Here is a 14213-nt window from a genome sequence, read left to right on the forward strand (position 1 = left end):
GTCTTGGTCGTGCGATCATTGCCTCCCATATTTAGTCTTTACTTTAAATTATGATTATAACCCTATGTTCATAATATTAATACTTATTGGGATTGGTATAACATACCCGGAAAGCGCGGAATATTTCACATCCGCAATATCCGACTTGCAGACAACCATGAACGTGAATATTTTGTGGATAGTATTGACCCAAATAACTTATCATTTCGCCTCGCGGCGTTACCCACATAAGCCACTTTAGCCTGGAACTGTTGATGAGATTCTTGTTTGTCCTTTTTATGTTGTTGTCCCGAACAATTTCTGCCACGCCTGTGTTATCGATCAATCAGGTTGCGCCGGGTGTTTACGTACATTGGGGGGTGCAAGAGTTTTCCGATATCAAAAACCATGGGGCTGTTGCCAATATTGGTTTTATAGTCGGTGAGCGTTGTGTGGCGGTAATTGACAGCGGCGGCAATCCAGAACAGGGCAAGGCGTTAAAAAATGCCATAGAAAACACGACACCTAAGCCCATTTGTTATGTGATTAATACCCATGTCCATCCTGACCACATTTATGGCAATTCAGCATTTAAAAGCACGGGCGCCCAGTTTGTCGGACATGAAAAACTGGCGCGGGCCATGTCGGTGCGTGGCGATTACTATGTCCAAAAAGCACCCGAATTATTGGGCATTTCGCTAACGACTAAGGATATTGTTCCGCCCGATGTGGCGGTGAACAGTGAGCTTGATTTGGATTTAGGCGGACGAATCCTTAAGCTCACCGCCCATCCGCCAGCACACACCGATAACGACCTGAGCATATATGACCGGCAAACGGATACCTTGTGGTTGGCTGACCTGTTATTTATCGAACACTTGCCTTCCATTGATGGTAGCCTTAAAGGTTGGTTGACCGAGTTGGACAAACTAGAGGCCAAGTCGTATAAAACGGTGATTCCAGGTCATGGCCGTTTAGTGACTGATTGGCCCAAAAGTATGCAGCCAGAAAAAGAATACCTTAGCGCCTTACTGGTCGAAATTAGGGCGGCGATTAAGAAAGGGGTGTTTTTGGAAGATGCCATAACGACAATTGGCCTCCCATTCAAAAACCGCTGGAAACTGTTTGACGAATTTCACCGCAAAAACGTAACCAAGGCCTATGCCGAACTGGAATGGGAAGATTAGGCATAAACGGATAAAATGACGGCTAACAATTATTCCCTAGCAAGCCACCTATTATTAAATTAAAAGAACCATGAGAATCATTTCATTTGCCGCATTCATTATTTTATTGAACGGCTTATTCTGTTATTTGGCAAATTTACCTGAAGACATAGGGCTTGATGTTCTAGACGGCAAGCTCAACAGCCTTTCCTATGCGCCGTTTCGGGAAGGTCAAAGCCCGTTGTTGGCGATATTTCCTGATCCCGGACAAATCGACGAAGATTTAAAGCTATTGTCTGAAAAGACACACACTTTCCGCACCTATTCCAGTACGGAAGGTATGGATGTCGTGCCGCCGTTAGCGCGAAAATATGGCTTAAAGATGATCCAAGGCGCTTGGATAGGCTATGTCGACACAGGTAACCAGAAGGAAATCGATGAATTGGTGAAGGCGGCCAATGCTTATCCCGACGTTATCAAGCGGGTGATTGTGGGAAATGAAGTATTGTTGCGGGGGGAGAGGGAGCCAGAAGAATTGGTCAACTATATCCGCCAAGTTAAAAGCCGTATCAAGCAACCGGTCTCTTATGCGGATGTCTGGTCGATGTACATGAAGTATCCTGATTTAATCAAGGAAGTCGATTTCATCACCATTCATATATTGCCTTACTGGGAAGATGAGCCGATCCCTGTCGAAAAGGCCCCTGCCCATATAGAACGCATCTATAAGCAAGTCCAACAGGAAGCCGAACGCATCGCTCCTCCCGGCAAGCCTATCCTGATCGGCGAATCCGGCTGGCCGAGCGAGGGCAAGCAGCGCGGCTGGGCTGTTCCCAGCGTAGTCAACGAAGCGGCCTTTATCCGTGGATTGTTGAAAGTCGCCGCAGATAACCACTTTGACGTCAATATTGTGGAATCCTTTAACCAACCGTGGAAAAGCGAACTGGAAGGCGTGGTCGGTGCGAACTGGGGGCTTTTTTCTGCTGACCGCAACGAGGTTTTTCCATTGACGGGGAAGGTGACCGAAAACGTAAAATGGGTGGATCATTTTCTGATAACGTCGCTCATCATGGTGTTGATGACCGTTTGCTATGCTAAAAAACTGCAAAATGCCGCCGTGCCTAAGCTGCTGGTATTTCTGGTATTAATCCAAGTGCTTTCTGCCTTGCTGGTATTTCATGCCGATAAATCCTGGTATACCAGTTACAGCGATTGGCAACGTCTACGGACCGTGCTTATTGTGTTATTGAATCTGGCCGTCGCGCTATTGGTCATTCATCGGTCGAGCAATTTGCTGGTGGGCGAAAGGACAAATAGGACGGTAATTGTTGCGCTTGATGCCTTTTATTTTATGGTCATCGCTTTAATGCTTTACAAAACGTATCTGCTGGCAGTGGATGGACGTTATATCAGTTTTCCTTTTGAAATTGCCGCGATACCTACCATTGCGCTTTTAGGGTTATTCGTAATAAATTGTTTGCATGACAGGTTTATCCTGGCTAACCTTGATTTTAACCAGTTAATCGGGCGTAACCCAGAAACCAATCGACGCAACCAACAGCTTGGTTGGTTAACCTTGTTTTATGCAGTGGGACTTATCGTGGGCGAGGCAAAGGCTTTCATGATGGGACGTGATTTTATACTGGCTTATCCTGGTGTTTCTCAGCGACTCGGTTGCTCAATAGCATTGACTCTTGGCAATTTGCAATTACTGGGATGGTTAACGTGCCTGTTATATATTGCGCTCACGCTTTTGGTGAAATCGGATAAACTCAATGTTTCAACCGCTGATAAATGATAGGGTTGAGTGATTTTGCCCCGGTTTCAAGGACGCTCCGCCTAGCGCCGTCATGATTTTCTTAGCATTCTCTTTCAGGATCGCTTGAACCGCCTAAAATGGGACGGCCTGTATGCATTGAAATGACGGCCAGATTTCTGTTTGCTCCTGCATTTCCTTACAGGGCGCTAAGTTAACAAGTCGGCGGCATTAAATAGCACATTTTTCAGAATAAGTAATGCAAAAAACCGTCGTTCCACCTGCTATTTTCCTAATGGGCCCGACGGCTTCAGGAAAATCGAAATTAGCCGTGCAGTTGGCGCAAGCGTTGAATGGCGAAATCATCAGCGTAGACTCCGTCCTGGTTTACCGTGGCATGGACATTGGCACCGCAAAACCCGCGCTCGAGGAAAGGGCGGGTGTTGCCCACCATTTAATTGACATCCTCGATCCGGCGGAATCTTTTTCTACTGGGCAATTTAAGGATAAGGCCTTGTCATTGATGGAAGAAGTCTGTCGGCGCGGGCGATTGCCCATTCTTGTCGGCGGTACGATGTTGTATTTCAATGCCTTAAACAACGGGCTTGCCGAACTGCCGGAAGCCGATGCCGCTATCAGGGCAAAATTAGATGGCGAGTTGATAAGCCTGGGGAAAGAAGCCTTGCACCAACGGTTGGCAAACATCGACCCAGAATCTGCGGCTAGAATCCATCCTAACGACCCACAACGTATCCAACGGGCATTGGAAGTTTATGAAATCACAGGAAAGCCGTTGTCGGCTTATTTTTCAGAAGCACGGCAATGGGCTATCCCTTATCGAACAATCAAATTGATTGTCGCCCCAAAAGAGCGGAACACCTTACATGACATCATCGCTGCACGATTCAATCAAATGCTGGATCAGGGCTTTATTGAAGAAGTTGAAGCGCTGGTTAAGCGTGGCGACCTAAACGAACGGATGCCGTCCATAAGGGCAGTCGGCTATCGGCAAGTGTGGGCTTATCTGCACGGTGAATACGATAAAGCCACAATGATTGAAAAAGGTATTGCAGCCACCCGGCAATTGGCCAAGCGGCAATTTACCTGGCTGCGGAAGGAAACGGACGCGTTGCACTTTGATACTCACAAGCCTGATCTGGGGGATTCTGCATTGTTTGGGATAAGTAAATGGCTTAATGGAGCTTGAAAGATGGTTTAGGTGTCCCTGAGAAGCCTTTACACAAGGTTTTCCTGGATTTGGAGAAGGACTCTTGACGAATTCACACGGGTTGATTCCATTTGTGGTCCTGTCCGAACCACAGCAAGTCCACTGTCAACCCTCTTTTGTGAAAAACCTGTTAAGATTCCGCAGAATGTTGTAAGTTAATCCCATAAATCCGACTACCATCGGTTTTGCCGCTCATTAGTTGTCCAATTTTCTTTAACGCTAGGGGAATAAAATGCCTATCCAACTCATGCGCTTATTAAAATTTCTACTATTGCTTCTTTTTGTGACGCAATTTTCCGGCTGCGGTTACAACACGTTCCAGTCTTCTGATGAAGAAATCAAGGCCGCATGGGCAGAAGTATTAAACCAATACCAACGTCGTGCCGATTTAGTGCCCAATCTGGTGAATGTCGTCAAAGGCTATGCCGCGCATGAAAAAGACGTGTTGACCCAGGTCACCGATGCGCGTTCGCGGGTGGGTTCGATCAATGCAACCCCCGAATTGATTAATGACGAAGAAGCCTTCAAAAAATTTATCGCCGCCCAAGGGCAGATGAGCAGTGCGCTGTCAAAATTGATGGTCGTCGCAGAAAATTACCCGCAACTGAAAGCCGATGGTATGTTCCGTGACCTGCAAGCGCAATTGGAAGGGACGGAAAACCGCATTACCGTCGCCCGCAACCGTTATATCGGCACAGTCAAAGACTATAACGTCACCGTGCGTTCTTTCCCGACCAACCTGACAGCGATGATTTTTGGTTACAAGACCAAGCCCAGCTTTACGGTTGAAAATGAACAGGCTATAGCCATTCCGCCCAAAGTCGATTTTGGTGCACCTGCGCCCCAGCAGCCGATGACGTTGCCAGCACCAGTAGCGCCTGAACCCGCAAAACAATAATTATTCAGGCTTACGTTGTACGTGAAGCATTTAAATAGGAGTTACCGGATAACGGTTACCCGTTTTTGGCTGGGCTGTTGGCTAGTATTATTCTGCCACTTAGCCATGTCCGAAACGTCTACCTTTGTCGAAGTACCCAAGTTAGAAAGACGGGTAACAGACTTGACTGGCACATTAAATGCGGAACAAAGCCAAGCATTGGAAAATAAACTGGCAGCCTTTGAAGCCAAAAAAGGCAGCCAGATTGCCGTTTTGATTGTACCGACCACACAGCCCGAAGACATTGCCGAATTCGGGATTAAAGTTGCGGATTTATGGCACATAGGTCGGAAAGGTGTGGATGACGGCATGATCTTGATTGTTGCTAAAAACGACCGCAAACTCAGGCTGGAAGTCGGATACGGCCTAGAAGGCGTGATCCCCGATGCGATAGCCAAACGAATCATTGCAGAAACTATCACGCCGTATTTCAAAAACGGGGATTTTGTCGGTGGGGTTAATGCTGGAGTCGATCAAATTATAGGTCTGATTGGTGGCGAACAGTTACCGGCCCCCAAAGCCGCACAGCAAGACTCTGCACAACAAGACGAAGGCGGGTTTATCCTTCTCCTGTTGGGTGGTTTGTTTGCGGGTTCGGTGCTTTCGTCCCTGTTCGGTCGAACAACGGGCGGGTTAATTGCCGGCATTGTAAGCGGCGCGATGGCTTATTTACTCCTGGGTTTTGGGATAGGCGCCATTATAATGGGCATTGTCATCTTCTTTTTAACCAGCGCCCATTCCACAGGAGGGGGCGGTGGCTGGTCAAACGGGGGAGGATACGGCGGCTATTATCGCGGTGGAGGCAGTAGCGGCGGTTCCTGGAGCGGCGGTGGCGGTGGTTTTGGCGGCGGAGGTTCGTCCGGGTCATGGTAAAGTTATCGCGCTGGCTTAAACATGCTTTCATGCCGCCGTGGTGCTGGCGCTTGTCCTTTCCTGCGGTCATATTGACGGACATTGAAAACGCCATCAAACAATCGGAATCCCAACATAGCGGCGAACTGCGCTTTGCCATTGAAAATTCCCTTGCCCCAGGTTGGGTATGGCATGGCATGTCCGCCCGTTTCCGTGCCACGCAAGTCTTTTCCAATCTCAGGGTCTGGGATACCGAAGAAAACAGCGGCGTGTTGATTTATGTCCAGTTAGCCGACCATGAAGTCCATATCCTTGCCGACCGGGGCATTAGCAAGCACGTAGCACAATCCGAATGGGACGCAATCGCGCAAATCATACAAAACGAATTCAAACAGGGCAAATTTCGGGAAGGCTCCATCAAAGGTATCGAAGCCATAACCGTTTTATTGGCTACCCACTTCCCGCCTAATTCGGACAATATCAACGAATTGCCGAACAAGCCTGTTATCATCAAGCTATGATGGCGACCTATTAAACTTCTCCGTGTAAGGTGTACGGTTTAGCGTTTCAAATTATCAATCTTGAAATCGTCCAGATAAAGGATGATAGCCCCCAAGGCTATACAGGTTAAGTAGCTGAAGGTTGGAGAGCCGGGAAAGAGATAGGTATCCAACAGCCCCCAAAATCCTCGCCATAACATGATAATGGCAAATATGATGACAATGACATTGGTATTTGGATAAAGCGTTTTAAGTTGCCCCAGTTGGGGTGAATTTTTAATGTTTTTTAGCATGAGATTAATCCACTTATTATTTGTCTTATATAGAAAACCAATATGAAGATTAACAGAAAAGCTAGGGGTTAGAAATAAATCATGTGGCATTTTATGTATCTCCTGTACCTATTCATTTCGGGAGCGGCAAGGTTGACATATGAGGAATTGTACCGAGCCGTCAATAAAATAGATATTGCCTAATCCTGGAAATCGAATGCGAATATTTTTCTTTACGCTATTATTCCTGCTCACTGAGGTTTGACCGAACAGCGAACAGAATCGAACAATGTTCTGTTCGTTCGTAAGTATGGTGTTCGTTTCAAGCCACCTCACGCGGCAATACTTCCCGCTCAATATCCGTGATGGCTTTCTGTTTGGTCACGCGCAAGTCATAATCGGTTTGCAGGTTCAACCAGAACTCAGGGCTAGTGCCGAAATAACGGGCAAGCCGCAAGGCGGTGTCGGGCGCGATGCCCCGCTTTTCCCGAACAATGTCATTGATACGCAGGGCAGGAATCTTAAGGGCTATTGTCAGGGCATTGGCAGACATGCCCAACGGGCTCAAGTATTCCTCACGCAGTATTTCTCCGGGATGGACGGGACGCAGTTCGTTACCCGTGATAACGTCGTTCAAGTCGGTATGATCTAGGTTTTGGGTGTGTATGGTTGTCATGGTCTGGCCTCAATGGTAATCCACTATTTCAACATAGTAAGCGTTACTTTGCTGTTCTCAAACCGATTTTTCTATATCAGAGAGCAATAAAAAACCCGCCAAGCCTTACAGCTTGCGGGTTTTAGCTTGTCTTTGCCATTCCTCGTCCTTTCAGATGGTACCGAGGGCCGGAATCGAACCGGCACGATGTCACCATCACCGGATTTTGAATCCGGCGCGTCTACCAGTTCCGCCACCCCGGCAAAGAGTGGACATTATAGGGATACTTGTATAAAAATGCCAGTCCAATTTTAGTCCCTTTGTTAAGCGTTTCTCCGGCAAACCTGATAACATCGCCGCCATGAAGAAAAGTGATTTCGCTTACGAATTGCCCGAGGAGTTAGTTGCCCAAAATCCTTTAACAGAACGTCATGCTAGCCGTTTGCTATGCTTGAACAAGCAAACAGGGCAGCTTGCCGACAAGCAATTCACCGATTTTGTTGATTTAATTGACGAACGTGATCTGCTGGTTTTTAACGATACCAAGGTGATTCCCGCCCGATTGTTTGGCACCAAAGTAACTGGCGGCAAAGTCGAAATCCTGATTGAGCGGTTGTGTGACGATAACCATGCCATTGCCCATGTCAGGGCGAGCAAATCGTCCAAGGAAGGCGCAATTATAAAGTTGGATGGCGGTTTCAGTTGCAAAGTGCAAGGCAGGGCGGGCGATTTATTTCGGGTTGAATTTACGGGTGATACCCCGTTGCTGGAGATTTTAGGCCAAATCGGTCACATCCCGTTACCGCCTTATATTACTCGCGCTGATGATGAATCCGATGTCAGCCGCTACCAGAGTGTTTTTGCCAAGCATTTAGGCGCGGTCGCCGCACCCACGGCCAGTTTGCACTTTGATCTGGAGATGATGGAAAAAATCAAGGCAAAAAGCGTGGCGACTGCGTTCGTTACCTTGCATGTTGGCAGCGGCACATTTCAGCCCGTCAGGGTAGAGGATTTGTCGCAACACCTTATGCACAAAGAATACTTTAGGGTACCGCAAGAAACCGTCCAGGCAGTTAAGGAAGCTAAAGTGCGTGGCGGGCGTGTTGTCGCTATTGGGACAACGGCGGTCAGGGCGTTGGAATCCGCATCCCAAAATGGGCGGCTTGAATCGGGATTTGGCGATACTGACCTGTTTATTACGCCAGGTTATCGGTTCAAGTCCGTTGATGCCATGCTGACTAATTTCCATCTGCCGGAATCTACCTTGTTAATGTTGGTGGCCGCATTTGCCGGTTATCAGCCCGTGATGAATGCTTACCAACACGCTATTGGCCAATCTTATCGGTTCTTCAGCTATGGCGATGCGATGTATTTGAGCGACTGATTGTCATGGTATAAATCATCACCACGGCGTTTGATTTGTAAAGCTTACGGAATGCAATAACCTTACACTAAAGTGGATTCACAACAGTACTGATAAGAACTCGATCCTTTAGCTTTTGCCCATCGCATTACAATTATTTCCTGTAGGAGGGAACCATGACTGAAATATACGGCGAGCAACATCGTGCCATGCAAGATGCGTTTGAAACAAAAAATTTGGCTGACCGTGTCAATGCGATCATCGTTGCCGAAGACATAGACGATGACAGGAAAGGCTTCATTGAAACGCGGGATTTATTCTTTCTTACAACGATAGATCACCGTGGTTATCCCACCTGTTCTTACAAAGGTGGCAATCCTGGCTTCGTTAAAGTGCTGGACAGTAAAACGCTCGTTTTCCCAAGCTACGACGGTAATGGCATGTTCCTATCAATGGGAAATATTACGGCAAACAATAAAGTCGGGATGTTGTTTATTGATTTCGAGACCCCGCACCGCATCCGTGTACACGGCTCTGCCAGCATTGACCGAAACGACCCGTTGATTGCCGAGTTCCATGGTGCCCAGTTGGTGGTTAGGGTTACTGTGACCGAAGTCTTTATCAACTGCCCACGTTATATCCACAAATATCAACGGGTAGCCGTATCAAAATATGTTCCGCAAACCGAATGCGCAACGCCGCCGGCGCAATGGAAACGGATTGATGCCATTCAAGATGCCCTGCCTGAGAGAGACAAACACATTGCAGAATCACTTGGCGGAACGATCACGCCAGAAGAATACGGTGAAATGTTGTTGAAAGGCGAAGCTTGACAAGCCTTATTGTGGTGTTAGGAAAATGTTGGACAGGCACTAAAATTTTTTGGCTTTTAGTGTGGATGGGCATATCGCGGTAAAATAAGCCCAACTGTTTGGCTTACAATGAGGTTCTACTTTGGATACCCCCCCATTTTGTCCTTGCGGCTCGGGCATTGATTATGGTCAATGTTGCGGCCTGTTCCATTCCGGCGATAAGTTACCAGCGACCGCCGAAGCATTGATGCGTTCGCGTTTTACGGCTTATGCCAAGGATAATACAGGCTACATCCTGGCGACATGGGATGCGGCATCGCGCCTAGAAAAACAAAGCCTTTCGGACGAAAACCTCGTTTGGCAAAAACTGGAAATTATCGACACTAAGAAAGGCGGTATAAGCGACAATAAGGGCATTGTGGAATTCAAGGCATTCTACCTGAACAAGGGCGAAGACTACATGTTGCACGAAGTCAGTCGTTTTATTAAAAAGGATGACCGTTGGTTTTATGTGGATGGAGTCGTCAAGAAAGTCGGCAAAATCATCCCGCAATTAAATCAAGGCAAGAACGCCCCCTGTCCTTGTGGAAGCGGTAAGAAGTTTAAGCGGTGCTGTGGGGCGGGATGACTGGCGATTTCATTTTTAATTAGGCCGTCTGCATGAAGTGCAACGGTATCCGGTATTCCGTGGATTCGGTGCCCCATATTGCGTATCATCACGGGCTAACGCCCAGCAAAAAAAGCCGTGTAATTTCCACTTGGCTTCCCAGAAGCCATGGATAGAAAACGCATCACATACCTGTTGTGTTCTGGGTTTAGGCAATCCTACCGCACGAAGGTTGACTATCAAACGACACAAATTTATTTAAATCGGTAACACGTCATTATTTATTAAAAAAATCCAAGACCTTACATGACGTAAGGGTTGGGTTCAGCAATTAACAACATTCATATCACCTATACAGCGACTACTTAATGGTCAGTACAAAAATATTACCCCCCGAAATACCCAAGGCCCCTAACCATATAATGACTTGGTCAGGCTTAATAGGTTGTGGCGATTCCCTGGCGTTGGCGACCGCCATCCAAAATGAAAATCGCCTGTTTGTCGTGGTTACGCCAGATAACCAAACGGCATTGCGTTTGGAACACGAATTGGCGTTCTTCTTAGGGGATGAGCTTCCGATACTTCATTTCCCCGATTGGGAAACGTTGCCTTACGACGTGTTTTCACCGTTACCTGAGATTATCTCGGAACGCCTGAAAACCCTGGCTTTATTGCCACAGGTAAAACGGGGTGCGTTAGTGGTTTCGGTGACCACCTTAATGCACCGTTTAGCGCCGAGGGAGCATGTCTTAGCCAACAGTTTCGCCGTCAAAGTCGGCGATGACTTCAACTTGGAACTCAACCGGGCCAAGCTGGAAAGCGTCGGTTACCAGTGCGTTTCACAAGTGTATCAACACGGCGAATTTGCGGTCAGGGGATCGATTGTCGATTTATTCCCGATGGGCAGTAAAGTGCCTTATCGCATTGAATTGTTCGATGAAGATATTGAGTCCATACGTACTTTTGATCCTGAAAGCCAGCGGTCATTGGAGCTATGCGACGAGATCCAGTTGTTTCCTGCGCGGGAATTTCCGTTTACAGATGAATCCATCAAGCATTTTCGACAAGCCTTCAGGGAACAATTCCCGGAAACGTCACCCAAAAACGTGTTGTATGTCGATGTCAGCAAGGGTATTACACCCAGCGGGATCGAATATTACTTGCCGCTATTCGTGGGGCAAACTGCAACTTTATTTGATTACCTCCCCGCGTCGTCTGTGTTGGTTACGTCAGACGGTTTCGATACAACGGCACAAGCGTTTTATGCCGAAGCGGAAGACCGTTATCAGCAACGAAAATACGATGTGGATCGGCCTTTGCTTCCGCCGACGTTATTGTTCTTGTCTGCCGATGAACTCTTGCAAATGGTCGCCGCCTTTGCCCGTATCGCCTTCGATAATTCGGTTAAGGCGGATGACAAGGGCTTTAACTGCCGTCCCCTGCCTGACTTGACCATTGACGCCAAGTTGACCGAACCGGCGCAGCGCTTACAACAATTTATAAAAGATCATCCAAGCCCAATCCTGTTCGTCGCCGAGTCGGCTGGGCGTCGGGAAGCCTTGATCGACAAATTAAGGCAACATAAAATTTCTGTAAAATCCGTGGATAATTGGCGGACATTTTTAGCCGGAGACATTTCGCCTGCGATCACGGTTGCGCCCATGGATCATGGCGTATGGCTAGCCAATCCACCGCTTGCCATCATCACCGAAAGCCTGTTGTCCGGCGAAAAAATCCAGCAGCGGCGCAGACGGCGGCGGTCGGCGGTGCATGAACTGGAAAATATTGTCAACAACTTGAATGAATTGACGATAGGTTCCCCCGTTGTTCATCAGGAACATGGTGTCGGGCGTTACTTAGGATTGCATACCTTAAAGGTGGGCGGTATTCCCGCCGAATTCCTGGCCTTGGAATATGCCAACGGCGATAAGCTGTATGTGCCGGTTTCCTCCTTGCATGTGATCGGGCGGTACGCCGGTGTAAGTCCTGAAAATGCACCGCTTCATAAATTGGGTGGCGATCAGTGGAGTAAAGCCAAGAAAAAAGCCATTGCCCGAATCCGCGACGTTGCTGCCGAGTTGCTGGAAATCCAGGCAAAACGCGCTGTGCAAAAAGGCCATGCCTTTTTGGTACAAGACGGCGACTATCTGGCATTTGCCGATGCCTTCCCGTTTGAGGAAACGCCAGACCAGCAAACTGCTATTGAAGCGATATTGGAAGATATGGCGAGCTTCCAGCCGATGGATAGGGTTGTGTGCGGCGATGTTGGCTTCGGTAAAACCGAGGTTGCGATGCGCGCCGCTTTTATTGCAGTGCAAAGCGGCAAGCAGGTTGCGGTGTTAGTGCCGACCACCTTATTGGCGCAGCAACATTACCAGAATTTCCGTGACCGCTTTGCCGACTGGCCCGTGCGCATCGAAGTGATGTCGCGCTTTGTCTCTGCCAAGCAGCAAAAAGAGATTACGGAGGATTTGGGGCAAGGTAAGGTCGATATTGTCATCGGCACCCATAAGCTGCTGTCCAAAGACCTGCGTTACAAAGCGCTCGGTTTGGTAATTATCGACGAAGAACACCGGTTCGGTGTTACCCAGAAAGAGCATTTCAAAAAACTGCGGCATACCCTGGACATGCTGACATTGACCGCCACGCCGATACCACGGACCCTCAACATGGCCTTATCGGGTTTGCGGGATATTTCGATTATCGCCAGTCCGCCACCCAACCGCCACGCCATCAAAACCTTCATCAGCGAGTGGGTGGACGCGCAAATTAAGGAAGCGTGCCAGCGTGAAATCAAGCGTGGCGGTCAAGTGTTTTTCCTGCACAATGACGTCAAGTCGATGGGGAAAATGGCGGATGACCTGGAAAGGTTATTGCCTGAATCCCGTATTGCGATTGCCCATGGGCAAATGGCAGAACGCGACCTGGAGCGCATCATGATGGATTTTTACCATCAGCGCTTTAACCTGTTGTTGTGTTCCACCATCATTGAGAGTGGCATTGATGTTCCCAGCGCCAACACCATCATCATCAACCGTGCCGATAAACTCGGTTTGGCACAATTGCACCAGTTGCGGGGCAGGGTGGGTCGTTCGCATCATCGGGCTTATGCTTATTTCATTGTACCGCCAAAAACCTTGATGTCTGCGGATGCCGTAAAGCGCCTGGAAGCAGTAGAAAAATCCGGTGATTTGGGTGCAGGTTTCATGCTGTCATCGCACGATATGGAAATCCGTGGCGCAGGCGAACTGTTGGGTGACGAACAAAGCGGACAAATTCAGGAAATCGGTTTCACCTTATACACTGAACTGCTGGAGCGGGCTGTTGACGCGCTGAAATCAGGCAAAATACCGGAACTCGACGCACCGATGGACAATGGCCCGGAAGTCGATTTGCAGGCGGCGGCATTGATTCCCGAAGATTACCTGCCCGACATACATGCCCGCTTGGTGCTGTATAAACGGATCGCCAATACGGAAACGGCGGAGGATTTGCGCGAATTGCAAGTAGAAATGATTGACCGTTTCGGCCTGTTGCCGGACGCTGTCAAAACCCTGTTCGCTGTCACCGAATTGAAACAAAAGGCTGCAAAACTGGGTGTCAAGAAGATTGACGCGAATGCCGGCGGCGGTCGGGTTGTTTTTAATGCCAATCCAACCATCAATGCTGAGGCGTTAATCGGCTTAATCCAAAAAGAAGCGCAGGTTTATAAATTCGATGGCGCAGATAAGTTAAGATTTATCAAATCGTTTGGTGAAACTGAACAAAAACTCGAATTTATCGGCGCGTTATTAGGGAAATTAACGCCTGAAATGGGCGTTTGACGATTCGGGTTTTGCCGCATGCTGCCCCGCTTAACGGATCAAGGCCTCAAATAATCGTTTGGCTTTGCCGGTCTTGGTAAATGTACGCTCAGAAGCGAGTGGCTGCGTTTGCCTTTCCAGGCATACAACGGCGAAGTTCGTGGATAGCTATTTGGGTTGTGCGCCTGGATTAATATGGGAAAGATCACATTTCGTTTGAACATTTTTCGTCCTGACGGGAATCATGTGTAAAGGGTTTCACGCAGTGGTAATATGTTCACAA

At 48.1% G+C, this 14213-nt stretch carries 12 protein-coding genes and 1 tRNA gene; 10 read left to right on the plus strand and 3 right to left on the minus strand.

The features are described from left to right. Window positions 1–254: 254 nt before the first annotated feature. The 6 genes from MGMO_RS12500 to MGMO_RS12525 all read left to right on the plus strand — a co-directional run bounded on the left by MGMO_RS12500 (window position 255) and on the right by MGMO_RS12525 (window position 6439). Window positions 255–1166, plus strand: a complete 912-nt coding sequence (locus tag MGMO_RS12500) for a quinoprotein relay system zinc metallohydrolase 2 (protein ID WP_023495424.1) — start codon at window positions 255–257, stop codon at window positions 1164–1166. 70 nt (window positions 1167–1236) lie between these two features. Next, window positions 1237–2943, plus strand: coding sequence for a glycoside hydrolase family 17 protein (locus MGMO_RS12505; protein WP_023495425.1), 1707 nt, complete (start codon window positions 1237–1239; stop codon window positions 2941–2943). A 217-nt stretch (window positions 2944–3160) separates the two neighbouring features. Further along, window positions 3161–4108, plus strand: coding sequence for a tRNA (adenosine(37)-N6)-dimethylallyltransferase MiaA (gene miaA / locus MGMO_RS12510; RefSeq protein WP_023495426.1), 948 nt, complete (start codon window positions 3161–3163; stop codon window positions 4106–4108). Window positions 4109–4361: 253 nt separating this feature from the next. Next, window positions 4362–5027 (plus strand): LemA family protein, encoded by a 666-nt coding sequence (locus MGMO_RS12515; RefSeq protein WP_023495427.1) that lies wholly within the window; start codon window positions 4362–4364, stop codon window positions 5025–5027. Between the two features lie 105 nt (window positions 5028–5132). After that, window positions 5133–5939: a TPM domain-containing protein gene (locus MGMO_RS20885; RefSeq protein WP_082458365.1), complete on the plus strand. Its 807-nt coding sequence runs from the start codon at window positions 5133–5135 to the stop codon at window positions 5937–5939. Further along, a complete protein-coding gene (locus tag MGMO_RS12525) occupies window positions 5933–6439 on the plus strand; it encodes a TPM domain-containing protein (RefSeq protein WP_023495429.1) in 507 nt (168 codons plus the stop codon). Before MGMO_RS20885 ends, MGMO_RS12525 begins: the two co-directional genes overlap by 7 nt. A gap of 38 nt (window positions 6440–6477) precedes the next feature. Here the strand turns inward: MGMO_RS12525 and MGMO_RS19070 are convergent, their stop codons facing one another. The 3 genes from MGMO_RS19070 to MGMO_RS12540 all read right to left on the minus strand — a co-directional run bounded on the left by MGMO_RS19070 (window position 6478) and on the right by MGMO_RS12540 (window position 7608). Then, window positions 6478–6711, minus strand: coding sequence for a hypothetical protein (locus MGMO_RS19070; RefSeq protein ID WP_235557282.1), 234 nt, complete (start codon window positions 6709–6711; stop codon window positions 6478–6480). Between the two features lie 301 nt (window positions 6712–7012). Continuing rightward, window positions 7013–7366, minus strand: coding sequence for a HigA family addiction module antitoxin (locus MGMO_RS12535; protein WP_023495431.1), 354 nt, complete (start codon window positions 7364–7366; stop codon window positions 7013–7015). Window positions 7367–7521: 155 nt separating this feature from the next. Beyond that, window positions 7522–7608 (minus strand) — tRNA-Leu (locus tag MGMO_RS12540). 98 nt (window positions 7609–7706) lie between these two features. Between MGMO_RS12540 and queA the strand changes: the two genes are divergently transcribed. The 4 genes from queA to mfd all read left to right on the plus strand — a co-directional run bounded on the left by queA (window position 7707) and on the right by mfd (window position 13951). Next, entirely contained in the window at window positions 7707–8729 is a 1023-nt protein-coding gene (gene queA, locus MGMO_RS12545; protein WP_023495432.1) for a tRNA preQ1(34) S-adenosylmethionine ribosyltransferase-isomerase QueA, read from the plus strand. Between the two features lie 155 nt (window positions 8730–8884). Then, window positions 8885–9541: a pyridoxamine 5'-phosphate oxidase family protein gene (locus MGMO_RS12550; protein WP_023495433.1), complete on the plus strand. Its 657-nt coding sequence runs from the start codon at window positions 8885–8887 to the stop codon at window positions 9539–9541. A 121-nt stretch (window positions 9542–9662) separates the two neighbouring features. Further along, a complete protein-coding gene (locus MGMO_RS12555; protein WP_023495434.1) occupies window positions 9663–10148 on the plus strand; it encodes a YchJ family protein in 486 nt (161 codons plus the stop codon). A gap of 401 nt (window positions 10149–10549) precedes the next feature. Further along, window positions 10550–13951, plus strand: coding sequence for a transcription-repair coupling factor (mfd, locus tag MGMO_RS12560; RefSeq protein ID WP_235557283.1), 3402 nt, complete (start codon window positions 10550–10552; stop codon window positions 13949–13951). Window positions 13952–14213: the final 262 nt, after the last annotated feature.

The sequence above is a fragment of the Methyloglobulus morosus KoM1 genome (assembly GCF_000496735.2).
GTDB lineage: Bacteria > Pseudomonadota > Gammaproteobacteria > Methylococcales > Methylomonadaceae > Methyloglobulus > Methyloglobulus morosus.

Excerpts from the sequence above, each read along its gene's own strand:
- MGMO_RS12500 (WP_023495424.1), top strand. The coding sequence starts at position 255 with ATGAGATTCTTGTTTGTCCTTTTTATGTTGTTGTCCCGAACAATTTCT.
- MGMO_RS12505 (WP_023495425.1), top strand. The coding sequence starts at position 1,237 with ATGAGAATCATTTCATTTGCCGCATTCATTATTTTATTGAACGGCTTA.
- miaA (WP_023495426.1), top strand. The coding sequence starts at position 3,161 with ATGCAAAAAACCGTCGTTCCACCTGCTATTTTCCTAATGGGCCCGACG.
- MGMO_RS12515 (WP_023495427.1), top strand. The coding sequence starts at position 4,362 with ATGCCTATCCAACTCATGCGCTTATTAAAATTTCTACTATTGCTTCTT.
- MGMO_RS20885 (WP_082458365.1), top strand. The coding sequence starts at position 5,133 with ATGTCCGAAACGTCTACCTTTGTCGAAGTACCCAAGTTAGAAAGACGG.
- MGMO_RS12525 (WP_023495429.1), top strand. The coding sequence starts at position 5,933 with ATGGTAAAGTTATCGCGCTGGCTTAAACATGCTTTCATGCCGCCGTGG.
- MGMO_RS19070 (WP_235557282.1), bottom strand. The coding sequence starts at position 6,711 with ATGCTAAAAAACATTAAAAATTCACCCCAACTGGGGCAACTTAAAACG.
- MGMO_RS12535 (WP_023495431.1), bottom strand. The coding sequence starts at position 7,366 with ATGACAACCATACACACCCAAAACCTAGATCATACCGACTTGAACGAC.
- queA (WP_023495432.1), top strand. The coding sequence starts at position 7,707 with ATGAAGAAAAGTGATTTCGCTTACGAATTGCCCGAGGAGTTAGTTGCC.
- MGMO_RS12550 (WP_023495433.1), top strand. The coding sequence starts at position 8,885 with ATGACTGAAATATACGGCGAGCAACATCGTGCCATGCAAGATGCGTTT.
- mfd (WP_235557283.1), top strand. The coding sequence starts at position 10,550 with ATGACTTGGTCAGGCTTAATAGGTTGTGGCGATTCCCTGGCGTTGGCG.